The following is a 26,135-nucleotide window of genomic DNA, read 5'->3' on the forward strand; positions in this document are numbered from 1 at the left end:
TGCACGACATGTTCAAACGTACCGATACGCGCTGGGCGCCGTGGGTGGTGATCGACGGTAATGACAAGAAAGCTGGCCGCATCGCCGCGCTGACCGCGATTGCTGAGCGATTAGCGGCGCATGTCGACATGACGCCGCCAGTGCTCGACCCGGAAGTCGAAAAGATTGCGCGGGAAGCGTTGGGGCTTTAGCTGCCCCCTTCCGTTCGCCCGGAGTCTGTCGAAGGGCTGCTTGCCACAGGGAGGTAGCGTTGTGTGGCACGCAGGGCTTCGACAGCCCTGGATCAAGTCCGGGGCCGAACGGGTTAATGCCAACGCACGATACCCAATCTTAAACCCACAACAGAACGATCGGCACCACCGTGCCGAGCAGGAGCAGCACGATCGACACCCGCCGCATCGCGTGGTTGGCGAGCGCGATCACGATCCCCAGGAGCGTCGACATCGCCAGCGCGATCGCCAGCAATACGACGAAAATCTTGAGCGGCAGCGGGGAAGGGCGCTTCGGCCCGGTCCGGGGAGCCTCGACGCGCGGCTTCGCCACCTCGCCCGCAGCCTTAGCCTTCTCCGCGCGCGGTTCGCGCGGCGGCCCCTGGTCCTTGTGGACGCTCGCCAGCCAGACGATCCAGTTCGGCGGTGGACCGCCATAGCCCTTCGCCTCTTGCAGGCGGAACGTTTGGAGCGCCCCGCTGATCGCGAACAGCAGGATCATCGGCGCAAAGAACAGGCCGAGATAATGGTGATAGCGGCGCAGCAGCCGGAGCGTATTCGGTCTTATGGCGTCATCTTAGGCGAACACCCGACACGCAGCAATCGCGCTTCAGGCAGGCGCGAAGTCCCCATCATCGCCCATCACGTGCAACACGCCGTCGGCAATCGCGAAATACGCCCCGCGCAGCCGCAGGGTGCCCGCCGCCTCGCGCTCGGGGATACAGGGGAAGGTGCGCAAATTGGCGAGGCTGACGCGCACCGTCTCAAGTTCGAGCGCGTGCAGCGCATCCGGGCCGGTCCCGTGCGTGGCGATCACCCGATCGCGCGCATCGTCGAGCATGTCGACCCAATGCGCGATGAACCCGCCTTCGCCCGGTGCCTTTCCGTCAAACGCCTGAGTCAGCGCGGCATGGACGCCGCCGCACGATCCGTGGCCCATCACCACGATTTCGGACACTTGCAACTGCGTTACCGCAAATTCGAGCGCGGCCGAGACGCCGTGGCGCTTCCCGTCGAGTTCGAACGGCGGCACCAGATTGGCGACGTTGCGTACAACGAAGATTTCGCCGGGCAAGGTGTCGAACACCTGCGCCGGATCGACGCGGCTGTCGGAACAGGCGATGATCATGACTTTGGGGCTTTGGCCTTCGGACAATGCGGCCCAGCGGTCACGCTGACGCGTCCAGTCAGTATCGCGAAACCGGCCATAGCCAGCGAGCAGTTCGGTAAAATCAGCCATGCCCGCGCTGTACGGGCGAGAGGGAGGGGCTGGCAAGCGCGCGCATCAGTCGCTATCTGCGCAGTCATGAATGAGATGTCCCCGCTCGCCCGCCTGCCCCGAGAGCGCAAGCCAGACTGGATCCGGGTCAAGGCCCCCGGCGGCACGGCGTTTGCCGAGACCAAGGCGATGATGCGCCGCCTCAACCTCAACACCGTGTGCGAGGAAGCGGCCTGCCCCAATATCGGCGAATGCTGGACCAAGAAACACGCGACGGTGATGATCCTTGGCGACACGTGCACGCGCGCCTGCGCGTTCTGCAACGTCAAGACCGGTATGCCGCGTGCGGTCGACACGCTCGAACCACAACACACCGCCGATGCAGCCGCCGAACTGGGGCTCGAACATATCGTCATCACCTCGGTTGACCGCGACGATTTGCCCGATGGCGGCGCGTCGCAATTCGTCAAGGTGATCGAGGCTTTGCGCCGCACCACGCCGAACACGACGATCGAAATCCTCACCCCCGATTTCCGCAACAAGCCGCAGGCCGCGATCGAATCGATCGTCGAGGCTGGCCCCGACGTCTACAACCACAATCTCGAAACCGTGCCGCGGCTCTACCCCACGATCCGGCCCGGCGCGCGCTATTATGCGTCGCTGCGGCTGTTGGAGAGCGTCAAGCGCCACGATCCCCGCATCTTCACCAAATCGGGCGTGATGCTGGGCTTGGGCGAGGAGCGGCTCGAAGTGCATCAGGTGATGGACGATATGCGCAGCGCCGAGATCGATTTCCTGACGATGGGGCAATATCTGCAACCCACCCCGCGCCACGCCAAGGTCATGGATTTCGTCGCGCCCGCCACGTTCGATGCCTATGCCGCGATTGCGCGCGCGAAGGGGTTTCTGCTCGTCGCCGCGTCGCCGCTGACGCGGTCGAGCTATCACGCGGGCGATGATTTCGCCAGGATGCGGGCGGCGCGCGAGGCGAAACTTGCCAAGGCATAGCGAAACGCGCCGGCTCCCGTACACGCCCGAACAGATGTTCGATCTGGTCGCCGATGTCGCGCGCTATCCCGAATTCCTGCCCTGGGTCTCGGCGATCCGAGTTCGCTCGAACAGTGATGCCCAAGTCGTCGCCGACATGATCGTCGGCTTCAAGGGCCTGCGTGAGACCTTCACCTCGAAGGTCGACAAGCAACGCCCGCAGCGCATCCATGTCGAATATCTCGACGGACCGCTCAAATATCTGCGCAACGACTGGATCTTCCGGCCCGACGCACATGGCTGCGCGGTCGATTTCACCGTCGATTTCGCGTTCAAGAACCGCGTGTTCGAAATGCTTGCCGGACAGGTGTTCGGCAGCGCGTTGCGCAAGATGATCGGCGCGTTCGAGGATCGCGCGGCGGTGCTCTACGGGGCCTCGTCGACCTCGGGTTCCGGCTCGGGCGGCATCAGCAGTTCGAGCGCACACAGCGCCGCCTGAAGCCGCACGCCGCCGCGTCCGAGATCGCCGAAATCCTTGCGATCGGCGACGACGTTGCCTGGGTCCGCCCCGCGTTCGGCGCGCGCGAACACGACCGTTCCGACAGGCTTCTTCTCGCTGCCACCGCCTGGCCCCGCCACGCCGGTAATCGCGACGGCGACATCCGCGCCGCTCGCCTCCAGCGCGCCTTGCGCCATGCTCCACGCGGTCGCGACCGACACTGCGCCGAACGTCTCGAGCACATCGGCGCTGACGTGGAGTATTTCCAGCTTGGCATCGTTCGAATAGGTGACAAAGCCGCACTCGAACATTTCGGACGACCCCGCAATTTCGGTGATGGCGGCTGCGACCAGCCCGCCGGTGCAACTCTCCGCGAGCGTCACGCGGCGTCCGGCGGCAAGGTTGGCGGCCACCACCTTACGCGCGGCATCGACCAGTTCTGCTGGCAGGATCGTGTCCATCATCGCGTCTCCGGAACCCGCACCGTCGCGGCGGCTTGTGCGGCGATGCCCTCGCCACGCCCGGCAAAGCCGAGCCGCTCGGTCGTCGTCGCCTTGATGCTGACCTGATCCGCACCAAGCTGCAAGAGCGCCGCAATCCGATCACGCATCGCACTGCGATGCGGCCCGATTTTGGGGGCCTCGCAGATCAGCGTGAGGTCGATGAAGTCGATGATTCCGCCGCGCGCCGTAATCAACGACGCGGCGTGCTGCAGGAATTGCGCCGAATCGGCCCCGCGCCACTGCGGGTCGCTTGGCGGAAAGTGCGTGCCGATATCGCCTGCCGCGATCGTCCCGAGCAACGCATCGGTGATCGCGTGGAGCGCGACATCGGCATCGCTATGCCCCGACAAGCCCTTGTCATGCGGGATGAGGACACCGCCGAGCCACAATTCTTCGCCTTCTTCGAGCCGGTGGACGTCGAAGCCGGTGGCAGTGCGGGAGCGCATCGTGGCGGCGAGCCGCGCCTCGGCGGCGGCGAAATCGGCGGGGTGGGTGATCTTTTCGAGCATGGGGTCTCCGAGAACAATCGTGACTTCATGGCCAGTATCACGAACCATCTGAGCGTCGTCGGTCGGCTCAGGGCCCGACCAACCACGATGCGCCGCAAGGACCGCGTCAAACACAAACGCTTGCGGGGTCTGGACCCGATACAAATCCGTGCGTGGAACAGTTTCGCCGATCATTCCGTCGTGGCGTACGAGCGTATCGGCAACAGGGAGTGCGGGGATGGCCCCCTCATAGGCATCGAGCGGAGCGAGCAGCCGGTCAATGACGTCCGCCGACAGAAACGGGCGGGCAGCATCGTGGATCAGCACACGATCGAACCGCTCCCCCTCCGTCACCCCGGCCTCGTGCCGGGGTCCATCGGGGTTCGCGACCTCCGGCTGCAAATCGTGCGGCACGGTGGACCCCGGCACAGGGCCGGGGTGACGGGTGGGGGCGGCGAGCGCCTCCAATCCCGCGAGCACCGACATTCGCCGCGTCGCGCCGCCAGTCGCAAACTCGACTTCACCAACCGCGTCCCGCAACGCCGCTTCCTGCCCGGCACCGATCACCACGACAATCCGGTCGATCTCCGGATGCGCGCGGAGCGCAGCAAGACTGTACGCCAGCACCGGCTTGCCGCCGAGCAGCGCATATTGTTTGGGCACCGCGCTGCCCGAGCGCACGCCGGTCCCGGCGGCAACGATGATCGCGGCGGTCTTTCCAGAGGTCATGGGCGTGCGCCTAGCCCAACCGACGCGGCCCCGCCAGCCCACCCCGTGCGCCCACCCTGCAAGCCTTGCCGCAACGCCGCCATTCGGCTACGCGCTGCCTAATTTTAAGGCAGACCCGATCCCGTGACTCCCCAGACGCTCGCCCCCTTGCAGATTGGCCCCGTGACTATCGCCGCGCCGGTGATCCTCGCGCCGATGACCGGTGTCACCGACATGCCGTTCCGCACGCTGGTGCGGCGCTACGGCTCGGGGCTCAACGTCACCGAAATGGTCGCGAGCCAGGCCGCGATCCGCGAGACGCGCCAGTCGCTGCAAAAGGCGGCATGGCACCCGATCGAAGACCCCGTCTCGATGCAGCTCGTCGGCTGCACACCCTATGAAATGGGCGAGGCGGCGAAGCTCTCGGAGGATCGTGGAGCCGCGATCATCGACATCAACATGGGCTGCCCGGTGCGCAAGGTCACCAACGGCGACGCCGGCTCGGCCTTGATGCGCGATCTCGACATGGCGGGCGCGATCATCAAGGGCGTCGTCGACGCCGTCAGCGTGCCCGTCACGCTCAAGATGCGGATGGGCTGGGATCATGCCAGCCTCAACGCCCCGCAGCTCGCGCAAATCGCACAGGATCTCGGCGTCAAGCTCGTCACCGTCCACGGGCGCACGCGCAATCAGATGTATAAGGGCAATGCCGACTGGGCCTTCATCCGCACCGTCAAGGATGCGGTGTCGATCCCGGTCATCGCCAATGGCGACATCTGCTCGATCGAGGATGCCGAAGCCGCGCTCGCGCAATCGGGTGCGGACGGTGTGATGATCGGACGCGGATCGTATGGGCGGCCGTGGCTGCTCGGTCAGGTGATGGAGTGGTTTGCGCATGGACGGCGCGTCGCCGATCCCTCGATCGAGGAACAATATCTCCTGATCGCAGAACATTACGACGCGATGCTCAGTCATTATGGGATCGAGACCGGCGTCAACATGGCGCGCAAGCATATCGGCTGGTACACGCGCGGCCTCCATGGTTCGGCCGAATTCCGCAACAAGGTCAATCAGATCCCCGATCACAAAATCGTGCAAGCGATGCTCGCCGAATTCTACGCGCCCTGGTGCAGCCGCGCCGCCGCGTGAGCAGGGCGCGCGTGACCAAGAGCGGCGCGCCCGATTTCGGCGATTTGTTCGCCGCGCTCCCGGTCGCGGTGCTGGTGATCGACCCCGACTCTTGCATCGCACACGCCAATGCCGAATGTGAGGCGCTGCTCAATTTGTCGGAACGCGCGATGCTCGGGCAAGCGCTTGGCTCGGTCCTGCGTCCGCCCGAGGAGCAGAACCCACGCGACAATCACGGGCTTTCCGCGTTCGATACCGAGATCGCGCTCACCCGCGGCGGCAAGATCCGCGTCGATTATATCGAGACGCTGATCGCTGATCATCCCGGCTGGCGCACGATCACGCTGCATCATGCCGCCACCTCGCGCCGAATGGGGCACAGCGCCGACCGCGCCGCCGCCGCCCGCGCGGCAATCGGTGCGGCGGCGATGCTCGCGCATGAAATCAAAAACCCGCTCTCCGGGATTCGCGGCGCGGCGCAATTGCTATCGAAGGGGAAGGGGGCGGAGGAGCTGACCACGCTCATCACCACCGAAGTCGACCGCATCGCCGCCTTGATCGACCGGATGCAGGATTTCACCGATACGCGGCCATTGAAGCTCGCGCCGGAGAATATCTATCCCCTTCTCGATCATGCGCGCCGCGTCGCGCTCGCCGGGTTCGGGCGGCACGTCACGATCGAGGAGCGCTTCGACCCCTCGCTGCCGCCGGTCCAGATCGATCGCGATGCCACGCTCCAGGTCGTGCTCAACTTGCTCAAAAATGCGAGCGAGGCGGTGCGCGATCAGGCCGATGGGCGCATCACGCTCGCGACGGCCTACCGCCACGGCATGGCGATCGCGCCCGCACCGGGCAAGCCGCGCCAGCCCTTGCCGATCGAGATTTGCGTGATCGACAATGGCCCCGGCCCGCCCGCCGACATTGCCGACCATTTGTTCGACCCGTTCATCTCCGGCAAGCCCGAGGGGCAGGGGCTTGGCCTCGCTCTGGTCGACAAATTGGTGCGCGACATGGGTGGCATCATCCAGTTCGCGCGCGAAGGAACCCCGCCGATGACCGTCTTTCGAATCATGCTCCCGCGCGGCCTTCAAACGGGCGGAACGGCATGAACCGCACCGGACGTATCCTCGTCGTCGATGATGACGCCGCGATCCGCACCGTCGTCGGCCAGGCGCTCAAGCGTGATGGCCACCGCATCATCACCGCCGCGTCAATCGCCGAGGCCGAAGTCCAGCTCGCGGCGACCTTGCCCGACGTGCTGATCAGCGATGTCGTGCTGCCCGACGGCAATGGCCTCGATCTGGTCGATCGCGTCGTGCGGCAGCATCCCGGGCTGCCCGTGATCGTGCTGTCGGCGCAGAATACGCTGACCACCGCCGTGCGCGCGACCGAGGTCGGCGCGTTCGATTATCTGCCCAAGCCGTTCGATCTCGATGCCCTGTCGCGCACCGTGCAAAGCGCGCTCGCACGCGGATCGGGCGGGGTGGTGGAGCCGATCGACGCCGACGATACCGCGCTCCCGCTGATCGGGCGAAGCCCTGCAATGCAGGACGTCTACCGCATCATCGCGCGCGTCGTGTCGAACGATCTGACCGTGCTGGTCTCAGGCGAATCGGGCACCGGCAAGGAGCTTGTCGCACGCGCGATCCACGATCTGGGGCCGCGACGGCATGCCCCCTTTGTCGCGATCAACATGGCGGCGATCCCGCGTGAATTGATCGAGGCCGAGCTGTTCGGCCATGAACGCGGTGCCTTTACCGGCGCGCAGGCCCGCTCGGCCGGGCGTTTCGAGCAAGCGGCGGGTGGGACATTGTTCCTCGACGAAATCGGCGACATGCCGATGGAGGCGCAAACCCGGCTGCTGCGCGTGTTGCAATCGGGCGAATTTACCACGGTCGGCGGCGCGCGTACGATCCGCGCCGACGTGCGCATCGTCGCGGCGACCAATCGTGAGCTCTCGGTACTGGTCGCGAACGGGCAATTTCGCGAAGATCTGTTCTACCGCCTCAACGTCGTGCCGGTCATGCTCCCCGCGCTGCGTGGTCGGCGGCAGGACATTGCCTTGCTCGCGCGCCATTTCCTCGATCGCGCCGCCGAGGACGGCTTGCCGCGCAAACAGCTCGATCCCGATGCGATCGCCATGCTCGAAGCCTATGACTGGCCCGGCAACGTCCGCGAGCTTGAGAACATGATGCGGCGCGTGGCCGTGCTCGCGCGGGACGAGCGGATCGACGCCGACGAGATCCGCGCGATGCTGGGCGGAGGCTTAGGTGGCGTCATGCCGTCGGCGTCGGTGCTGGGCGATGCCGGGATCAACGCCGCGATCCGCGCGCGGATCGAGCGCCTCGCGATCGAGGAACCTGCCGCACTCGACAACGGTACGCTCTATGATCGCATCATCGCCGAGGTCGAACGCCCGCTGATCGAAGCACTGCTCGCGCGCCACGGTCAGAACCAGCTGCGCGCGGCGCGCGCGCTCGGCATCAACCGCAATACGCTGCGCAAACGCCTCGATATTCTGGGGATCCATCCCTGAATTAGCGGTCGGCGGACGGTCGATCGGTTCGTCGCCGCGACAGATGACGCATTTGTGTGTTTTCTCGGCAACGGTTGCGTTGTAGGAATGTCACGATGAGTGACGCTTCGGCTCCGAATTTGCACCAGCGCGACGAAAAGCGCGGCTTCACCCTTGCGTCCTTTGCCGAGCTGGGTGTGCTGCTGATCGCCGGCGCGATCGCCATCGGCAGCTATTTCATCATCGCCGCCGGGACCGGCCCGCAGAAAATCCTCACTCCACCGGTCGTCGCGCTGCTGCTGGTCGCGAATTTGCTGCCGGGGATCGCATTGCTCGTCCTGATCGGGCGCCGGGTCGCGATGCGGCGCGCGGCGCGTTCGCCGATTGGCGGGCGCGCCCGCTTGCACGTCCGGCTGGTCGCCTTATTCTCGGTCATTGCGGCGGTGCCGACATTGTTCGTCGTCGTTTTCGCCTCGCTCCTGTTCCAATATGGCGTCCAATTCTGGTATTCCGATCAGGCGCGCAGCATGATCGAGAATGCCACCGGCGTCGCCAAGACGTCGTATGAGCAGATGTTGCACCGCTGGCAGGATGCGACGGTCACCTCTGCCAACGCGATCTCGCAGGATTTTGTCGGTCCCGATTTCATCGAACGCACCAAAACCCCGCAATTTGTTGCCTATTTCAACCGTGAGATTTTCTTCCGGAGTCTCTCCGACGGCTTTTTGTTTGTCTATTCGCCCGGCGGAAAGTTTCAGGAGATTGCCAGTCTCAACCCCGATCGGCTCGATCTGGCACAAGAGGTGACGCCAGGCGATATCGCGCGCGTAGAGCGCGATGTGCCCAGCATCACGACGGTGAAGGGCAACCGGATCAAGACGCTGACGGTTCTGCCCGGGACGACCAATGTCTTCTATCTGACCGTTGCGATATCGGACGTGCGCGTGATGGAGGCGCAATCTCGGCGCAGCGTCGCCTTGCTGTCGAGCTACCGCGATTTGCTGGTGCGGTCGCAATCGCTCCAGCTGAAATTCAATGCCGCTTTGTTGGCGATTTCGCTGCTGATCGTCGCGCTGGCCGTGTGGATTGCGCTGGAAGCGGCGGATCGCCTCGTTCGGCCGGTTGGCGAGCTGGTCGGCGCAGCGCAGCGTGTCGCGGGCGGCGATTTGACCGCACGCGTGCCCGCGCCCGAGGTCGAGGATGAGATTGGCACTTTGGGTCTCGCCTTCAACCAAATGACGGAGCGGCTCCAGGCCCAGACCAACACCTTGGAAAGCCGCCGCGCGTTGATCGAAGCGGTGATGTCGGGCGTTTCCGCCGGCGTCATCTCGGTCGCGCACGACGGGACGATCCGCCTGATCAACAGTTCCGCGGTCGCGCTGCTCGACGGTGCCAACGATCTCCCGGTCGGCAAGCCGCTCGCGATGATTTCGCCCGAACTCGCCACTTTGCTCGAAGGCAATGACCGCGAGGCGATCGTAGAGCTCGGCGTCGGCAATGAAGCGCGCACGCTTGCGGTCAAGGTCACGCGCGCCGCCGAAGGCCCGATCCTGACCTTCGACGATATCACCGGGCAATTGCTCGATCAGCGCCGCGCCGCCTGGTCCGACGTCGCGCGGCGCATTGCGCATGAAATCAAGAATCCGCTCACCCCGATTCAGCTCGCCGCCGAACGCCTGCAACGCCGCTATGGCAAGCAGATCGACCCCGAGGACACGACCTTCGCGCGGCTGACCGACACGATCGTGCGTCAGGTCGGCGATCTGCGTCGGATGGTCGACGAATTCTCCTCCTTCGCGCGCATGCCCAAGCCGGTATTTCGCGCCGAATCGCTGGTCGATATCGCGCGCCAGACGCTGTTTCTGCACGAAGTCGCGCATCCCGGGATCGCCTTTACGCTGGCGCATGACGATCCCGGCCCAACGCTCGTGTGCGACCGCCGCCAGATCGGCCAGGCGCTGACCAACATCGTCAAAAATGCGGTCGAGGCGGTCGAGGCCAATCTCGACGCGCGCGAGGCAAACATCGCGATGACGCTGAGCGAAGCCGATGGCCGTATCACTATCGGCCTCGCCGACACCGGCATCGGCCTTCCCGCCGCGCGCGACCGCATCGTCGAACCGTATGTTACGACGCGTGCGCGCGGCACCGGGCTTGGCCTCGCGATCGTCAAGAAAATCGTTGAGGAGCATTTCGGCACGATCGCGTTCGATGATCGCCCGGGCGGCGGCACGATCGTGACCGCCAGTTTCGACACAGCCATGCTCGCCAATCTCGACAGCGGCAACGACCACACGAACGACGGCAATGGGGGCATTGTCGACGCGCGCATCCCCGAACTCCAGCAGAACCGGACCTGAGCCCATGCCCCTCGACATCCTCGTCGTCGATGACGAACGCGATATTCGCGATCTGGTCGCCGGTGTCCTCGAAGATGAGGGCTATGGCGCGCGTACCGCCGCCGACAGCGATTCGGCGCTTGAGGCGATTTCGGTCCGCCGCCCGTCACTCGTGCTGCTCGATGTGTGGCTGCAAGGCTCGCGGCTCGACGGGCTCGAATTGCTCGACGAAATCAAGCTGCGCGATCCGTCGATCCCGGTGTTGATGATCTCGGGCCACGGCAATCTCGACACTGCCGTCGCGGCGATCCGCCGCGGTGCCGCCGATTTCATCGAAAAGCCCTTCCAGGCCGAACGCCTGCTGCTGATGGTGGCCCGCGCCACCGAAACCGAGCGCTTGCGTCGCGAAGTCGCGAGCCTGCGCGCCGTCGTCGGGCGCGATAGCGATCTCACCGGCAATTCCGGCGCGATCAACGGCGTGCGCGCGACGCTGAAACGCGTCGCCTCGACCGGCAGCCGCGTGCTGATCATGGGATCGGCCGGCGTCGGCAAGGAAGTCGCCGCGCGCTTGCTCCACGGCTGGAGCCAGCGGGCAGAAGCCCCGTTCATCGTCGTCAACGCTGCGCGGATGACGCCCGAGCGCGTCGAAGAGGAATTGTTCGGGGTCGAGGAGGGGGGCCAGCTCGTCCGCTCCGGCCTGCTCGAACAGGCGCATGGCGGCACGCTGTTCCTCGACGAAATCGCCGACATGCCGATCGCGACGCAAGGCCGGATCCTGCGCGTGCTGACCGAACAGAGCTTCAGCCGGGTGGGTGGGCAGCGCGTGGTAAAGGTCGACGTCCGCGTCGTCTCCGCCACGGCGCGCGAGCTGACGCACGAAATCGCCGAAGGCCGCTTCCGCGAAGACCTGTATTATCGCCTCAACGTCGTCCCCATCGCCATTCCGGGCCTCGCCGAACGGCGCGAGGACATTCCCCCGCTGGTCGATCACTTTATGGCGCATTACGCCAATGAACGCCGCGTGCCGACCCCGGCCGTCACGCCCGAGGCGATGGTCGCGCTGCAGAATTACGAATGGCCCGGCAACGTCCGGCAACTTCGCAACATTGTCGAACGCACGATCATCATGGCGCCGGGTGATCGCATCGGCCGGATCGACCTCGACATGCTTCCCGCCGACATCTTGGGCGATCCGGGCGACATCGGCGGGGGCAACACCGCGATCATGGGCTCGCCGTTGCGCGAGGCGCGCGAGACGTTCGAGCGCGAATATCTGCGCGTGCAGATCCGGCGCTTTTCGGGGAATATCTCGCGCACCGCGAATTTCATCGGGATGGAGCGCTCGGCGCTGCACCGCAAGCTGAAGCTGCTCGGCATCACCGAGGTGCGCGAGGAATAGGGGCCGATCGCACGCTTTCCGTCGCTTGCGCGCAGCTCGGCACGCCTGTCTTTTATCTGCCGCTCAAACTTCATCAAACCGACGCCAAAGTTTAATGGCGAGGACGTAATCCACGCCTAGCCCCGCCGCAAGCTGTTTTTTGCTTTTCCCGGGGGGGCCCCAATGTCCAATCGTTACGCGCTTCAAGCTGCCATTTCTTTGTTCGCCCTTGCGACCGCCGTCGCTGCGGCCCCGGCTACCGCTAAGGACGCCGCGCCCGCCGCGCCCGCCGTCGCCACACCGGAGGATGCCGGCAGCGATATCGTCGTCACCGCGAAATCGACCCGGTCCGCAACCACGCTTCCCGGTACCGAAATCCAGAAGCTGCTGCCGGGCATTTCGCCGCTCAAGGCGATCCAGACGCTGCCGGGCGTGCTCTACATCACGGCCGATCCATGGGGCTATAACGAGCAGAACGCGCAGATCTTCATCCACGGTTTTGCCGGCAACCAGCTCGGCTACACGATGGACGGGGTTCCGCTCGGCGACCAGAGCTATGGCAATTATAACGGCCTTTCGCCGCAGCGCGCGGTGATTTCGGAAAATGTCGGGCGTGTCGTCGTGTCGACCGGTGCCGGCGATCTCGCCACCGCATCGAACAGCAATTTGGGCGGCACGGTCGAGACGTTTTCATCCGATCCGCTCAAGCGCCTCGGCGTTCAGGCCACGCAGACCTTCGGCAGCTATGACACGTCGCGCACCTTCGTTCGTGTCGACACCGGCACCTTTGGCGGCAACAATTCGGCGTATCTCTCGGGCTCGCGGCAACGCGCGCGCGCCTGGGATTTCAACGGCCTGCAGGGCGGGTATCAGGCCAACGCCAAGTTCGTGCATGACGACAAGGTCGGCAAGCTGACGCTCTATTTCGACTATAACGATTTTACCCAGCCGAACGAAGATGCAACCGCCTTCTTCAAGCCTTCGGCCGGCAACACGGCCACGGCGGTGCAGCTCTATACGCCGTACACCAAGCCCTTCTTCTACCCTGACTTTACCCCCTATCGCACGTCGTATCTGAGTGCGCTTGGCAATTCACCGGCGGCCGAGGGCGGCAACTATCGCAACTATTATTCGGATGCGCAGCGCACCGATTATCTCGGCTATGCGCGCTATGACGCGCATCTGTCGGACCGGATCACCTGGTCGACCACGGGCTATTTCCATCACAATGACGGCGCCGGTGTCGTTGCAGGGCCACTCGGCCAGTCGATCACGGTGGCGCAGGCCTATCTCGATCCGGCTTATGCGACCCTGCCGAGCAACTGCCGCTTCAGCGGCAACAATAACGGCGTCCGCCCAACCGCGTGTACCGCGCTGACCGACGCGCAGGCCGCAGCAGCGGGCGCCGCGCTGGTGGCGGCGACTGGCGGCTCGGGCCTGATCACGCGCACGACCGAATACCGCATCGACCGCGAGGGCGTCATTTCGGCGCTCGACATCAATCTTGGCGATCACAAGATCGAATTGGGCGGCTGGTTCGAACATAACAGCACGACGCAGTGGCGCCGCTGGTACGCCGTCGATGTCAACAATCCGGGGTTGAGCACGCCATATATCCGCCCGCTCAGTGCCGCTGCCCCGCTGTTCACGCAGTATCAGGGTGAGGCGCGAATCAACCAGCTCCAGCTCCACCTGCAGGACACGTGGCAGGCGACCGACAAGCTGCTGATCCAGGCCGGCTTCAAGACCAGCGCGCAATGGGCCGATGGCCGCTTCCCGGTTCAGCCGCGCGCCGGATCCTTGTCGGGCCTCGCCGGGGGACTGCCGCAGGGCAAGATCAACACGCTCCGCTGGTTCCTGCCCGCGGTCGGCGCGAGCTACGATTTCAACGGGCATGAGCAGCTCTATTTCAACGTCCAGAAGAATTTGCGCCAGTATCCCGCGTATCTGGCGGGCGGTGGCGGTCCATGGTTCACGGGCAGCCAGGCCGCGTTCGACGCCTTTGCCACGCAGGGCAAGCCCGAGACCAGCTGGACCTATGAAGGCGGCTTCCGCACAAAACGGAGCTTTTCCAACGGAATCGGGCTCGAAGCGCAAATCAACTATTACCACGTCACCTTCATCGATCGGTTGCTGGCGATCTCGACCAATCCGGGCGGCATCGCCGGCGGCGGGATCACCGGGGGGACGTCGATCCTGGTCAATGTCGGCAACGTGCATACCGATGGCGTCGATGCCGCCTTCACGCTGCGGCTTGGGCGCGCCTTCTCGCTCTACAATGCCACGTCCTATAATCTCTCGAAATATGGCAGCGACTATCTGTCGACTGCGATCGGCATCGGCAACGCGACCGGGACCTGCATCGGCGGGTATCTTGTAACCGGGGGCACCGTTCCAACCTGCGGCAAGCAATTGCCCGGCACGCCCAAATGGCTCAACAAGACCGTCGCGACCCTCGCGGTCGGTCCGTTCGAGGCGCAGGTGTTTGGCGACTATGTCGGCAGCCGGTTCAGCACCTTCACCAACGACGCGAGCGTCGCCTCCTACTTCCTGACCTCGCTGCGTCTGGCCGCACGTCTTCCCGAGGATGTGTTGCCAAAGCGCAAGGTCGAACTGTCGCTCAACATCACCAATCTGACCGACGCAAAGGGCGCATCGACCGTGTCGATCGGATCGGCGACCAACAGCTATTCGGCCTATCCAATCGCGCCGCGCCAGTTCTTCATAACGCTGTCGGCGGCGTATTGAGGCTCAGCCGGGAAGCTGTGGGGCAATACGAGCCGCCACAGCTTCCCGCTTTCCTACACGCTTACGAACGTGCGACACTCGCGCAGCTCTTTGAAATCGCCGCCGACCCCCGCCATCTGCCAAAGGCGAAAGCGATCGCCCTGGGTTCTGCCTTGGTCCGAATGTGCATCGCTTTCACCGAAACACGTCGTTGGTGTGGCTTTAGTGTGACTTTACGCGATGCGCGTTCACGCGCATCGCCCATGGACGAACCGTATGCGGCTCCCTAGATTAGCGTTGTGCATAACGCGCAACCCCGACGCCGGAACCGGCGCACCGCAGGAATCACCTGCCAAAAACATAGGATCGACCGATGGCCGACAAACATACCTCGCTGCAAGATCTCTTCCTCAACGCGCTGCGCCGCTCCAAGACACCGATCACGATGTTCCTCGTCAAGGGCGTGAAGCTCCAGGGCATCGTCACCTGGTTCGACAATTTCTCGGTCCTGCTGCGCCGCGATGGCCAGTCGCAATTGATCTATAAGCACGCCATCTCGACCATCATGCCGTCGAACACGGTCGATATCGACGCGATCATCAATGCCGTGGGCGAGGCCCAGAAAAAGGCGCCGCTGCTGCAGGAAATCTTCCTCAACGCGGTGCGCAAGTCCGAGGACAATGTGACGATGTTCCTCGTCAACGGCGTCATGCTGCAGGGGCAGATCGCCGCGTTCGACCTGTTCTGCATGCTGCTCCAGCGCGACGGTATGGCGCAGCTCGTCTACAAACATGCGGTCTCGACGATTCAGCCCGCACACCCCCTCAATTTGGCTGATGAAACAGCAGGTTCGGACGACGATTGACTAGTGGATTTGAACGTGACCGCGACGATGTAGCGCGCGGTGCCAAGGCTGTTGTCGTCTATCCCGATACCGGCGGATCAACACGCGATGCCGAGGCACGCCTCGCCGAGACGGCTGGGCTTGCGATGGCGATCCACGTCGAAGTGGTCGAGCGCGTCGCGATCAAGGTCCGCGCGCTCCAGCCGTCAACGCTGATCGGCAAGGGCCAGCTTGAGGCACTCGCCGCGACGGTGCGGATGGTCGAGGCGGAACTCGTCGTGTTCGACGCGAGCCTGACCCCGGTGCAGCAACGCAACCTCGAAAAGGCGCTGTCGGCCAAGGTGATCGACCGTACTGGGCTGATCCTCGAAATCTTCGGGGAACGCGCCGCGACGGCCGAGGGGCGGCTCCAGGTCGAACTCGCGCATCTCGATTATCAGGCGGGGCGGCTGGTGCGCAGCTGGACTCACTTGGAACGCCAGCGCGGCGGCTTCGGCTTTCTCGGCGGCCCGGGCGAAACGCAGATCGAGGCCGATCGGCGCTTGATCCGCGACCGCATGGCACGGCTGAAGAAGGAGCTCGAACAGGTCGCGCGCACGCGCGGCCTGCACCGCGACCGCCGCCAGCGCGCGCCGTGGCCCGTGATTGCACTGGTTGGCTACACCAACGCTGGAAAGTCCACGCTTTTCAATCGGATGACCGGCGCTGACGTCATGGCGGAGGATCTGTTGTTCGCCACGCTCGACCCAACGCTCCGCCAAATCGCGCTGCCGGGCATCGACAAGGCGATCCTGTCCGACACGGTCGGTTTCGTCTCCGAATTGCCGACGCAATTGGTCGCCGCATTTAAGGCCACGCTCGAGGAAGTGGTCTCGGCCGATCTGCTGATCCACGTCCGCGACATCGCGCATCCCGATACGATCGCGCAGCGCGACGACGTTGAGTCCGTGCTGCGGGATATCGGCGTCGATCTCTCGGTCCCGCGGATCGAGGCGTGGAACAAGCTCGACTTGCTCGACGCCGACGAGCGCGAGGAGCTGCTCGGCGAAGCTGCCCGGCGCGAGGATGTCGTCGCGCTGTCGGCGCTGAGCGGGGAAGGGGTCTCTGGGCTGCTCGACACCGTTGCGGCGTTGCTGACGGCTTCGCACAGGCGCTACACGATCACGCTCGACGCGGGCGACGGGGCCGGGGCAGCATGGCTCCATTCGCACGGAGAAGTGCTGGGGCAGGCGGTCGAAGGCGATCTCGCGGTCTACGAAGTCCGAATGGACGAGCGCGAATATGCGCGGTTCAGCCAGCGCGGGGATTAAGGACAGGGCAGTTCTGGCGGCAGCCGAGAAGAAGCGCTTTATAGTTTAGGGGCCTTTACCCTTTGCCAAAGCGCTTCTTTTTGATCGAGCGTAAGGTCGATGAAATGCGGGTCGACCGCCTCCATCGCCTTGAACCGGCCAGCGAATTTGTCGTTGGCCCTGCGCAGCGCCGCCTCGGGATCGACGCCGAGCTTGCGTGCCCAATTAACCACCGAGAACAGCAGATCGCCAATCTCGTCCTCAATCTCGGCCGGCGTCGTCGCGGCTGCAACCTCGGCCAGCTCTTCATCGATCTTCGCGCGCGCGCCGCTCGCGTCCGGCCAATCGAACCCGGTCCGCGCCGCGCGCTTCTGGAGTTTTTCGGCGCGGAGCAAGGCGGGAAGGCCGATCGCAACGCCGTCGAGCGCGCCCGCTTCTCCCTTGGCGGCGCGTTCCTCGGCCTTGATGTGTTCCCACACATGGTGCCCGCCATTCGCCGCAGCGCCGAAGATATGCGGGTGGCGGCGCTCCATCTTGTCGCTGATCGCCGCGACCACATCTGGCAGCGCGAAGTGCCCAGCTTCCTCGGCCATTCGTGAATGGAACACGACCTGGAGCAGCAGGTCGCCGAGCTCATCCTTCAGATCAGCCATGTCATCGCGCGTGATCGCGTCGGCGACTTCATAGGCTTCCTCGATCGTGTACGGCGCGATGCTCGCGAAATCCTGCGCCACGTCCCATTCGCATCCTGTCTCCGGATCGCGGAGCCGGGCCATAATCGTCACGAGACGCTGGATCATCGTGAGGGGACTCCGGAAACTAAGCGCTCCGTTAGTCCGATAATATGTATTATGTAAAATGTATGCCGGCTCATCCGTTGCCACCCCCGACGCTTCCGCCACCGCTAAAGGCGTCTTGCCACAGCATCACCAGCAAAAACATCACCCCGAAGATCGCGACCCACGCCAGCGCCAGCTTGAAGGTCTGCGCGATCGGCAAGCGTCGCGCTGCCAGCGCGCTGATCGGCAAGATCGACATCAGCGCCAGATACAGCGCATTGATCCCGGTTTCGTTCATGCCACCAACTCCAGCCCGTCATAGCCCGGCGCGACACCTGGCGGCAGTTCGCCAACCAGCGTCGCATAGTCCATCGTCTGGTCCATATGCGTCAGCACCGCGCGACCCGGCTTGAACTGGTCGATCCAGCCCAGCGTGGTCGCCAGATTAAAATGCGACGGATGCGGATTTCGCCGCAGCGCATCGACGATCCAGATATCGAGGTTCTGATAAATTTCGGCCATATCCGCCGTCATCGCATTGAGATCGGTGGCATAACCGATCGATACGCCCGCGCTTTCGAAGCGAAGCCCAGCCGACTCGATCGGGCCGTGCGGTTGATCGGCAACGCGCACGGAAATATCGCCGATGGTGATCGCGTCGGGCAAATCCTCGATCGCGACCGTCGGCGGATAGCCATCCCAGCCGTGAAAGACATAGCGGAACCGCCGCATCAGCGTCTCCTTCAAGGCCGGTCGCGCAAGCCCACGCACCGGATGCCCCATGGCGTGAAAAACCTGACGCAGATCGTCGATCCCGTGCGTGTGGTCGGCATGATCGTGCGTCCAGATCACCGCATCAAGCGTGGACACACCCGCCGCCAGAAGCTGCTCGCGCATGTCCGGGCCGGTGTCGACGAGGATACGCGTCGTCGCGGTTTCAACCAAAATCGCCGCGCGCATCCGGCGATTGCGCGGTTCACTCGGATCGCATGCGCCCCAGTCATTGCCGATCCGCGGCACGCCGGACGACGTGCCCGAGCCAAGGAGCCGCACTTTCATGCGTGCGTCTTGGTAAACAGCGCGTGAAAATTCGCGGCAGTCGCGGTCGCCAGCGTGTCGAGCGGTTCGCCGCGCAGTTTCGCCAGAAACGCCGCTGTGTCGGCCACGAAGGCGGGTTCGCCGGTCTTCCCGCGATGCGGCACCGGTGCCAGAAACGGCGCGTCGGTCTCGATCAGCAGCCGCTCCAGCGGCAGTCGCGCGGCGGTTTCTTGCAAATCCTTCGCATTCTTGAAGGTTACGATGCCGGAAATGGAGATATAAAAGCCAAGGTCGAGCGCGATATCAGCAAATGCCCCGCTCGCGGTGAAGCAATGGATCACGCCGGGATAGCCCCCCTTCCCCATTTCCTCGCGCAGGATGTCCGCCGTATCAGCCTCGGCATCGCGGGTGTGGACGACGATCGGCAATTGCGTCTCGCGCGCCGCGGCAATGTGCGCGCGGAAACTCGCGCGTTGGCGATCGCGGTCGCTGTGATCGTAGAAATAATCGAGCCCGCTCTCGCCGATGCCGACGACGCGCGGGTGCTGCGCGCGCTCGACGAGGCGCGCGGTGCCGACATCGGGATGCTTGTCCGCCTCATGCGGATGGATCCCGACCGTCGCCCAGACATCGCGCTCGCGCTCGGCGATCGCGATCACGTCGTCCCACTCGCTCTCGCGCGTCGCAATGGTCAGCATCGTGCCGACCCCGGCTGCCCGTGCGCGTTCCAGCACATCCTGCTGTTGTTCGGCCAAGCCCTTGTAATTCAGGTGGCAATGGCTGTCGACAAAGGTCACGCCGCAACCTCCGTCGGCAGCTCCAGCCGCGGGAAGAGCGCTATCGGTTGCTCGAGGCGATACCCGCCCTCGGCAAGCGGCGAATACCAGTGCGACCCGATTGCCGCCGGGTTCCGCAGCGACGGATCGATCCCCAATGCATCGAGCAATTTCGCCGCACTTGCCGGGATCACCGGCGCAATCGCCACCGCCAGCTGCGCAATGCAAATGTACAGCGTCGCCAGCACCGTCTCCATCCGCGCCGGATCGGTCTTCTTGAGCGCCCACGGGGCCTGCTCATCGATATAGGCATTGCACGCGAACACGCCCTGAATCCACGCCTCGGTCGCGTGCGACAGCGCCAGCTCGCCATAGGCACGCGGCATGACCTCCCGCACGGTCTTGTCGACCAGATCGAACAGGGCGGTGTCGGCCTCGCTGTGGCCATGGATCGCGGGCAAGCGCGCGTCGCAATTCTTGAAAACCTGACTCAGCGTCCGCTGCGCGAGATTGCCGAAGCTGTTCGCCAGATCGGCATTGGCGCGCGTCACGATCGCCTCGGGCGAATAGCTGCCGTCCTGACCGAAACTGATGTCGCGCAGCAGGAAGTAGCGTAGTGCATCCACGCCATAGGCCTCGGCCAATGCCAGCGGATCGGCGGCATTGCCCGCTGACTTGCCCATCTTCGCGCCATCACGCGCCAGTACGAAGCCGTGCCCGAACACCGCTTTGGGCAAAGCGAGCTTCGCCGACATCAGGAAAGCCGGCCAGTAGACCGCATGAAAACGCACGATATCCTTGCCGATCATATGCAGGTTCGCCGGCCAGAAGCGCGCGAAATCGCCCGTCAGGTCGGGATAGCCTAGCCCGGTGATGTAATTGGTCAGTGCGTCGACCCAAACGTACATGACATGCCCCGGGCTCCCTGGCACCGGCACGCCCCAGTCGAAACTCGTCCGCGACACCGACAGGTCGTTCAACCCGCCTTCGACAAAACGGACCACTTCGTTGCGGCGGCTTTCGGGCCGGATGAAATCGGGGTTGGCGGCATAGTGGTCGAGCAGGGGCTGCTGATACTTCGAGAGGCGGAAGAACCACGTCTCCTCGGCGGTCCACACCACCGGCGTCCCCTGCGGCGAAAGCTTGCCCCCTTCCCCGTCGACGAGTTCCTTCTCGTCGTAAAAGGCCTCGTCGCGAACCGAGTACCAGCCTTCGTAGCGATCGAGATACAGATCGCCGGCATCGGCCATCGCCTGCCAGATCGCCTGGCTGGCGGCATAATGATCGGCATCGGTGGTGCGGATGAAACGGTCATGGCTGATGTTCAAAGCCGCAGCCATTTCTTTAAAATATCCGGACATCTCATCCGCGAGCGCGCGCGTCTCGATCCCCCGGTCGCGCGCCGCCTGCGTCATTTTCAGGCCATGTTCGTCGGTGCCGGTCTGGAAGCGGACGTCGCGCCCGGCCTGACGCTGAAAGCGCGCGATCGTGTCGGCGGCGATCGCCTCATAAGCGTGGCCGATATGCGGTCGGCCATTGGGATAGTTGATCGCGGTGGTGATGTAATAGGGATCGGTCATGGCGGCGTCCTAGAGCATCGGCACCGCCAATTGAAGCCATAGCCGCCGCACATTTACCGGGCGAGCCGCGCGACGATCCCCGCCATCTCATAGACCGTCGCCTGCGCATCCAGCGTCAGCGCGCGCGCGGTCGCCGCCAATGTGCGCGCCGCATCATAGCCGTCGAGCGCAGTACGCAACCGCTCACCGTGGAGCTGCGGCGCGGCTGCGGCAATGAAGGCGGGTGCGCGCTCAAGAAACGCCTCATAGCGCGGCTGCGCGGCCTTGAGCGCGAGGCTCTTGGCGAGTTTTACGCGGCGACGATTGTCGGGATCGCCGCTTTGCGCGATCGCGCTCAGCGCGGCGTCGAGCGCGGCGAGGTCGAGTCCGGCAAAGCCCAAAGCCCGCCCCGGAGAACCGTGCGCCATGCGGACCAGCGCCGCGATCTCCGCCGGATCGGCCGACGGCAGCCGCTCCCGCAGCACTGACGTCATGGCGTCGTCGCTTAACGGGTCGAAGCGCAACTGTCGGCAGCGCGAGCGGATCGTCGGCAGCAAGCGCCCCGGCGCGTGGCTGACCAGCAGGAAGATCGTGCCCTGCGGCGGCTCCTCAAGGTTCTTGAGCAAGGCGTTCGACGCGCCGGGCCGCTCAAGATCGTCGACCGCATCGATGATGACGACGCGCCGCTCCGACATGGACGGGCGCGTCGCGAACATCGGGCCAAGGCCGCGCACCTGCGCAATCGGGATCGAGCGCGCCAGATCAAGGCCGGTCTTGTCGCCCTCCTTGGGCTGACGCGTCAGTTCGCGATAATCGGGGTGTGATCCGGCGGCGATCAGCTTGCGCTGCACATCATCGTCGGGAACCTCGAACCCGGGCGGTAACACCGCCCCGGCCCCATCCGCCAGCAAGCGCAACGCCGCCGCGCGCGCGAAACTCGCTTTGCCGATCCCTTCCGGCCCGGCGAAGAGCCAGGCGTGGTGCAGCGATCCGCTCGCCATCGCGGCGGCAAAGGCGGCGTGCGCGGCGTCATTGCCGATCGGCAAGCTCATGGCAGCAAATCGGCGATGGCGGCGAACACCGCTTCGGCGACGCGGTCGATGGCGTGGTCGGCGTCGATCAGCCGGAACCTGTCGGGCTCGTGCGCCGCAAAGCGCCGGAACGCAGCGGCGACATCGGCGTGGAAGGCCTCGCCGCGCGCCGCGAACCGATCGGCCGCCGCACCGTCTCTGCCCGCGGCGCGCAATCGGCCGTGGTCGGGCGCCAGTTCGAGCACTAAAGTCCGATCGGGCAGAAGCCCCCGCGACCCGAATCCGTGCAGCGCGAGCACCGCCGCGTCGGCGATCCCACCCGCCACCCCCTGATAGGCGCGGCTGCTATCGACGAAGCGGTCGCAAATCACCCACCGTCCGGCCCCGAGCGCGGGACGGATCATCTTCTCGACATGATCGGCGCGGGCCGCCGCGAACAGCAAGGCTTCGCTATGCGCGCTCCACCGCGTGACCTCGCCTTGCATCAACAGCGTACGGATCGCCTCTGCGCCCTCGCTGCCGCCCGGCTCGCGCGTCAGCACCGCATCAATTCCACGCGCGGCAAGCGCAGCAGCGAGCAGCTTGGCCTGAGTCGATTTGCCCGCGCCCTCGCCCCCCTCGAGCGAGATGAAACGCCCTGTCGTCATCGCCTCAAGCGCCGAACAGGCCCATCAACCCGGCCCAGGCACGACCGAAGAAGCCGGCCTCCGCAACATCGCTCGCTGCCACCAGCGGCAGGCGCTGCGGCGGCAAATCGGGTGTGGTGACGATCAGGTCGGCGATATGCTGCCCGGCCTTGATCGGTGCCTTGATCGGACCGTCATAGCTGACGGTAAGCCGCATCTCGGGCACGGCGCCGGCGGGCAGCGTCGCGGTCAAATTGGTCGGCGCGACCAACCCGACGCTGCTCGCGCTGCCGAGCTGGACTTCGGCGGTTTCGATCTGCTTGCCCTTGGCCAGGATCGGCTTGGCCTGCCACGCGCGGAAGCCCCATTCCATGAATTTGACCGATTCCTCGGCGCGCTGGCCGGAAGTGCCCAAGCCCGCCATCACCATCACGAGACGACGGCCGCTTTGTTCGGCCGAGCCGGTGAAACCGAAGCCTGCTTCTTCGGTATGCCCCGTCTTCAGGCCATCGGCACCGGCAACCCGCCCCAGCAACGGGTCGCGATTGGCCTGATCGATCGGTTTCGCATCACCAAGCGTCCTACCCCAGGTGAAGCTGGGCAGCGAATAGAAGCGCTTGTAGAGATCGGGATGATCCTTGATCGTCGCCGCCGCCAGCTTGGCGAGGTCGCGCGCGGTCACATAGGTCCGCCCCTCATCGGGCCAGCCGTTCGACGTGCCGAAATGGCTGTTGGTAAGGCCGAGCTTCACGCCCGCCCGATTCATCCGGTCGGTAAAGGCGCTTTCGGTGCCCGAAATACCCTCGGCCAGCACGACGCAGGCATCGTTGCCCGACAGCGTAACGATCCCCTTCAACAGATCGTCGACGCTCGGCTCTTCGCCGACGCCGAGGAACATCGTCGACCCCTGGCTGTGCCACGCCCGCCACGTCTCGGGCCGGACCGGGAATTTTTGATTGAGCTTCAATTCGCCCGACTTGATCATGTCGAACGCGACATAGACCGTCATCATCTTCGCCATCGAGGCCGGCGGCATCCGCCGATCGGCATCCTTGGCGTAGAGGATCGCACCCGATGACAGGTCCTGCAGATAGGCGACCGGCGCTGGGGTCTGATAATCGGGCGCGGCGAGCGCAGGACAGGTCGCGGCGATCGCGACGGTGGCGGCAGCGAAGACTTTATGGCGCAAGGACATTGGGTTCGATCTCGATCTGGTCATTCGGAGTGGAGAATTCTGGCATCGCCATAGCCGCGCCGCGCGACGCCGTCACGCGCATGGGCAGCATCGGCGGACGTGGCAAACGGGCCAAGTTGGACGCGGTAGAGGCCGCCCGACGGCGCGACATGGCCGCCGATGGCGCGCGCCAGTGCCTCGGCCCGCACGGCGGAGGAAAGCGTTGCGACCTGAGCGACGAAGCCGCCCGCTACACTGGGCGGCGGCGCAGCGGGACGTGCAAACGGCTTTACGGTGCGTGGCGCAGCAGCCGCACGCGGGGCGCTGCGCAGACCGGGCAATTTACGGCGCAAGGCGGTGAGCAACGCCGGTGGCGCATCGAGCCGGGCCGACGCCGAGCGCCCGGAGCGCAACGCCATCTCGTCCTGCGGGCTCGACACGACGCTGCGTGCGCGTAGCGCTGCCCCGTCACCCACCCCGAGCGCTTGCGCAGCGCCGGGCAATAGGGTTACCAAGGCACCGCCCGTATCGTTCCCGACCACCAACGCCAAGATCGTCCGCCCGGTATCAAGCGCGGTCAGCTCGACAAGCGCGCCCGGCGCCAAGCCCACATAGCCGACGCCGACCGCAACGTTGCTCCAGCGCGCCTCGGGCGGCTCGGTCATCAACGCAGCATAGCCGACGCCATCGTCATGCGCTTCGCCCGACGTCCCGCGCGGACCGCGATCGTCGGCGATTTCCGGTGGCATCTTCGCTGGCAGCGGCACCTGCATGATTGCCGGTCCCGACCAGAGTTCGGGGGCCATCGGCGCGCTCGTTCCAGCGACGACCACACCGCGTTGGCCAGTCGGCGGGGCATCCTGCAGGAGCGCCGCACCGGTCGGCAACGCGATCGTCGGGGCATCGCCATAGCCGCCACCGCCGCCGCATCCGGCCAGCGCGAAACCGAGCAGGAGCGGCACGCTATTGCTCGACGGCATCGGCAAGCAACCCGACCGAGAGCGCGTAGAAATTGGAGCAATTATAATCGAGGATCACGCGGTAATTCCCCGTCAGCAGATAGGCCGTCTTCCCCGCGCCATCGGGCTCAATCAGCGTTGCCAACACGCGATCATCCGGCCAACCGCGCGACAGCGGCGCGACACCGAGCGCACGCCATTCGGCCATCGTCTTCCACCCGCTGTGCCGTGCGAACACCTTTAGGCAACGTGGCGAGAGCAGGCTATTGCCGATCTGGCTGCGGTCAAACGTCGGCGGCACCGATACCGCCAGGCCCCATGGCTGCCCGGCGCGCCATCCGGCATTGGCAAAATATGCGCCGATCGACGCCAGCGTGTCGGCCTGGCTGCTCCAGATATCAGCACGGCCATCGCCATCGCCGTCGCGCGCCAGCCGCAAATAGACCGAGGGCAGGAATTGCGGCCCGCCCGTTGCGCCCGCCCAGCTGCCGATCAATTGCGACCGCGCGACGCCGCGATCCATCATTTGCAACGATGCGATGAATTCGTCGGCGAACAGACTGCGCCGCCGCCCTTCATAGGCCAAGGTCGCCAGTGCGCGCGGCAAATCGAACCCGCCCATCACCCGGCCATAGCTCGTCTCATGGCCCCAGATCGCGACCATGATCGACTCGGGCACGCCCGTCTCCTGCTCGATCCGCTGGAGCCGGGACCGCGCCGAGCGATAGGCGGCGCGGCCGCTGGAAATAAGCGCCGGTTCGAGATGCTGCGCCTTGTACGGCGCAAAACCGGGGATTGGCGCATTGGGATTAGCACCGGGTTGCTGCCGATCGAGCTCGATCACGCGCTGATTGAGCGTGAGCGTTGGAATCACCGCATCGACCGTCGCGCGACTCACGCCCTTCGCCTCGGCCTGCGCGCGCAAGCTCAGCAAATAGGTTTGAAATCCGCTCTCATCCTGCGCCACGGCCGGACCGCCAAACGCAAAACATGCCGCGATCGCAACCGCGGCAACACGGATTCGTCGTCCTAAAGTTTTAATGCCAAGCATAGGGCATTAGTGGCACAGCCATCCCGCGACATGAACCCCCAAAGGCCCGGCATACACCACAAACCTTGCACACGTCGTCCTTCGCTGGCTAAGCAAGCGCAGCGCGGAGAGATGGCCGAGTGGTTTAAGGCAGCGGTCTTGAAAACCGCCGTGGGTGCAAGCTCACCGTGGGTTCGAATCCCACTCTCTCCGCCACTTACTGTTCCCAAGCGTTCGCCGCTGTACAGTAAGCATCTGTTATCGCTGACACTTCTAAGATACGCGGTCGCCCCAGTTCGCCGTGGTTCGTCTTAATCCGGATCGTGTGTT

At 64.9% G+C, this 26,135-nt stretch carries 24 protein-coding genes, 1 tRNA gene and 1 pseudogene; 12 read left to right on the forward strand and 14 right to left on the reverse strand.

The features are described from left to right. Nucleotides 1–191 (forward strand): annotated as a pseudogene (locus tag ABWP09_RS01475) (polyphosphate kinase 2 family protein); the annotation flags it as partial. 139 nt (nucleotides 192–330) lie between these two features. On the opposite strand, the gene ABWP09_RS01480 reads toward ABWP09_RS01475, so the two are convergent. Both ABWP09_RS01480 and ABWP09_RS01485 read right to left on the reverse strand, forming a co-directional pair. Then, nucleotides 331–711: a hypothetical protein gene (locus ABWP09_RS01480; RefSeq protein WP_353203395.1), complete on the reverse strand. Its 381-nt coding sequence runs from the start codon at nucleotides 709–711 to the stop codon at nucleotides 331–333. Between the two features lie 108 nt (nucleotides 712–819). Beyond that, a complete protein-coding gene (locus ABWP09_RS01485) occupies nucleotides 820–1,449 on the reverse strand; it encodes a carbonic anhydrase (RefSeq protein WP_353203396.1) in 630 nt (209 codons plus the stop codon). Between the two features lie 66 nt (nucleotides 1,450–1,515). On the opposite strand from ABWP09_RS01485, the gene lipA reads away from it, so the two are divergent. Both lipA and ABWP09_RS01495 read left to right on the forward strand, forming a co-directional pair. Beyond that, entirely contained in the window at nucleotides 1,516–2,436 is a 921-nt protein-coding gene (gene lipA, locus ABWP09_RS01490; RefSeq protein ID WP_353203397.1) for a lipoyl synthase, read from the forward strand. Then, the gene (locus ABWP09_RS01495) at nucleotides 2,423–2,914 is read left to right on the forward strand and encodes a type II toxin-antitoxin system RatA family toxin (protein ID WP_353203398.1); all 492 of its coding nucleotides are present in this window, start codon (nucleotides 2,423–2,425) and stop codon (nucleotides 2,912–2,914) included. Before lipA ends, ABWP09_RS01495 begins: the two co-directional genes overlap by 14 nt. On the opposite strand, the gene ABWP09_RS01500 is transcribed toward ABWP09_RS01495, so the two are convergent. Next, the gene (locus ABWP09_RS01500; RefSeq protein ID WP_353203399.1) at nucleotides 2,842–3,378 is read right to left on the reverse strand and encodes a CinA family protein; all 537 of its coding nucleotides are present in this window, start codon (nucleotides 3,376–3,378) and stop codon (nucleotides 2,842–2,844) included. The genes ABWP09_RS01495 and ABWP09_RS01500 overlap by 73 nt on opposite strands. Continuing rightward, nucleotides 3,375–4,634 (reverse strand): 2-C-methyl-D-erythritol 2,4-cyclodiphosphate synthase, encoded by a 1,260-nt coding sequence (gene ispF / locus ABWP09_RS01505; RefSeq protein WP_353203400.1) that lies wholly within the window; start codon nucleotides 4,632–4,634, stop codon nucleotides 3,375–3,377. The genes ABWP09_RS01500 and ispF overlap by 4 nt, the downstream gene beginning before the upstream one ends. A 162-nt stretch (nucleotides 4,635–4,796) precedes the next feature. Here ispF and dusB point away from each other — a divergent pair, with 162 nt between their 5' ends. The 8 genes from dusB to hflX all read left to right on the forward strand — a co-directional run bounded on the left by dusB (nucleotide 4,797) and on the right by hflX (nucleotide 16,854). Beyond that, nucleotides 4,797–5,762, forward strand: a complete 966-nt coding sequence (gene dusB, locus ABWP09_RS01510; protein WP_353203401.1) for a tRNA dihydrouridine synthase DusB — start codon at nucleotides 4,797–4,799, stop codon at nucleotides 5,760–5,762. After that, nucleotides 5,738–6,850 (forward strand): two-component system sensor histidine kinase NtrB, encoded by a 1,113-nt coding sequence (locus tag ABWP09_RS01515; RefSeq protein WP_353203419.1) that lies wholly within the window; start codon nucleotides 5,738–5,740, stop codon nucleotides 6,848–6,850. The genes dusB and ABWP09_RS01515 overlap by 25 nt, the downstream gene beginning before the upstream one ends. Continuing rightward, the gene (ntrC, locus tag ABWP09_RS01520; RefSeq protein ID WP_353203402.1) at nucleotides 6,847–8,277 is read left to right on the forward strand and encodes a nitrogen regulation protein NR(I); all 1,431 of its coding nucleotides are present in this window, start codon (nucleotides 6,847–6,849) and stop codon (nucleotides 8,275–8,277) included. The genes ABWP09_RS01515 and ntrC overlap by 4 nt, the downstream gene beginning before the upstream one ends. 95 nt (nucleotides 8,278–8,372) lie before the next feature. Continuing rightward, nucleotides 8,373–10,616 carry a sensor histidine kinase NtrY-like gene (locus tag ABWP09_RS01525; RefSeq protein ID WP_353203403.1) on the forward strand — a complete coding sequence of 748 codons (2,244 nt, stop codon included), beginning with the start codon at nucleotides 8,373–8,375 and terminating at the stop codon, nucleotides 10,614–10,616. Nucleotides 10,617–10,620: 4 nt separating this feature from the next. Further along, the gene (gene ntrX, locus ABWP09_RS01530) at nucleotides 10,621–11,994 is read left to right on the forward strand and encodes a nitrogen assimilation response regulator NtrX (protein WP_353203404.1); all 1,374 of its coding nucleotides are present in this window, start codon (nucleotides 10,621–10,623) and stop codon (nucleotides 11,992–11,994) included. Between the two features lie 162 nt (nucleotides 11,995–12,156). Then, nucleotides 12,157–14,721 carry a TonB-dependent receptor gene (locus ABWP09_RS01535; RefSeq protein ID WP_353203405.1) on the forward strand — a complete coding sequence of 855 codons (2,565 nt, stop codon included), beginning with the start codon at nucleotides 12,157–12,159 and terminating at the stop codon, nucleotides 14,719–14,721. Between the two features lie 352 nt (nucleotides 14,722–15,073). Beyond that, the gene (gene hfq, locus ABWP09_RS01540) at nucleotides 15,074–15,565 is read left to right on the forward strand and encodes an RNA chaperone Hfq (protein WP_188446773.1); all 492 of its coding nucleotides are present in this window, start codon (nucleotides 15,074–15,076) and stop codon (nucleotides 15,563–15,565) included. Next, a complete protein-coding gene (gene hflX, locus ABWP09_RS01545) occupies nucleotides 15,562–16,854 on the forward strand; it encodes a GTPase HflX (protein ID WP_353203406.1) in 1,293 nt (430 codons plus the stop codon). Before hfq ends, hflX begins: the two co-directional genes overlap by 4 nt. 38 nt (nucleotides 16,855–16,892) lie before the next feature. Here hflX and mazG read toward each other — a convergent pair whose 3' ends face one another. From mazG to ABWP09_RS01595, 10 genes are all read right to left on the reverse strand, one after another. Continuing rightward, nucleotides 16,893–17,633: a nucleoside triphosphate pyrophosphohydrolase gene (gene mazG, locus ABWP09_RS01550; RefSeq protein WP_353203407.1), complete on the reverse strand. Its 741-nt coding sequence runs from the start codon at nucleotides 17,631–17,633 to the stop codon at nucleotides 16,893–16,895. A gap of 70 nt (nucleotides 17,634–17,703) precedes the next feature. Next, a complete protein-coding gene (locus ABWP09_RS01555; RefSeq protein WP_353203408.1) occupies nucleotides 17,704–17,910 on the reverse strand; it encodes a hypothetical protein in 207 nt (68 codons plus the stop codon). Continuing rightward, a complete protein-coding gene (locus ABWP09_RS01560) occupies nucleotides 17,907–18,671 on the reverse strand; it encodes an MBL fold metallo-hydrolase (protein WP_353203409.1) in 765 nt (254 codons plus the stop codon). The genes ABWP09_RS01555 and ABWP09_RS01560 overlap by 4 nt, the downstream gene beginning before the upstream one ends. Further along, entirely contained in the window at nucleotides 18,668–19,447 is a 780-nt protein-coding gene (locus ABWP09_RS01565) for a TatD family hydrolase (protein WP_353203410.1), read from the reverse strand. The genes ABWP09_RS01560 and ABWP09_RS01565 overlap by 4 nt, the downstream gene beginning before the upstream one ends. After that, entirely contained in the window at nucleotides 19,444–21,006 is a 1,563-nt protein-coding gene (gene metG, locus ABWP09_RS01570; protein WP_353203411.1) for a methionine--tRNA ligase, read from the reverse strand. The genes ABWP09_RS01565 and metG overlap by 4 nt, the downstream gene beginning before the upstream one ends. A gap of 53 nt (nucleotides 21,007–21,059) precedes the next feature. Further along, nucleotides 21,060–22,037 (reverse strand): DNA polymerase III delta subunit-related protein, encoded by a 978-nt coding sequence (locus ABWP09_RS01575; RefSeq protein WP_353203412.1) that lies wholly within the window; start codon nucleotides 22,035–22,037, stop codon nucleotides 21,060–21,062. Then, nucleotides 22,034–22,663, reverse strand: coding sequence for a dTMP kinase (gene tmk / locus ABWP09_RS01580; protein WP_353203413.1), 630 nt, complete (start codon nucleotides 22,661–22,663; stop codon nucleotides 22,034–22,036). The genes ABWP09_RS01575 and tmk overlap by 4 nt, the downstream gene beginning before the upstream one ends. A gap of 4 nt (nucleotides 22,664–22,667) precedes the next feature. Continuing rightward, a complete protein-coding gene (locus ABWP09_RS01585) occupies nucleotides 22,668–23,837 on the reverse strand; it encodes a D-alanyl-D-alanine carboxypeptidase family protein (RefSeq protein ID WP_353203414.1) in 1,170 nt (389 codons plus the stop codon). A gap of 20 nt (nucleotides 23,838–23,857) precedes the next feature. Further along, nucleotides 23,858–24,778, reverse strand: a complete 921-nt coding sequence (locus ABWP09_RS01590; protein WP_353203415.1) for an SPOR domain-containing protein — start codon at nucleotides 24,776–24,778, stop codon at nucleotides 23,858–23,860. 1 nt (nucleotide 24,779) lies between these two features. Beyond that, entirely contained in the window at nucleotides 24,780–25,826 is a 1,047-nt protein-coding gene (locus ABWP09_RS01595) for a lytic murein transglycosylase (RefSeq protein ID WP_353203416.1), read from the reverse strand. Between the two features lie 105 nt (nucleotides 25,827–25,931). On the opposite strand from ABWP09_RS01595, the gene ABWP09_RS01600 reads away from it, so the two are divergent. Continuing rightward, a tRNA-Ser gene (locus ABWP09_RS01600) sits at nucleotides 25,932–26,021 on the forward strand. Nucleotides 26,022–26,135: the final 114 nt, after the last annotated feature.

Source organism: Sphingomonas sp., from assembly GCF_040398505.1.
Taxonomy (GTDB): Bacteria; Pseudomonadota; Alphaproteobacteria; order Sphingomonadales; family Sphingomonadaceae; genus Sphingomonas.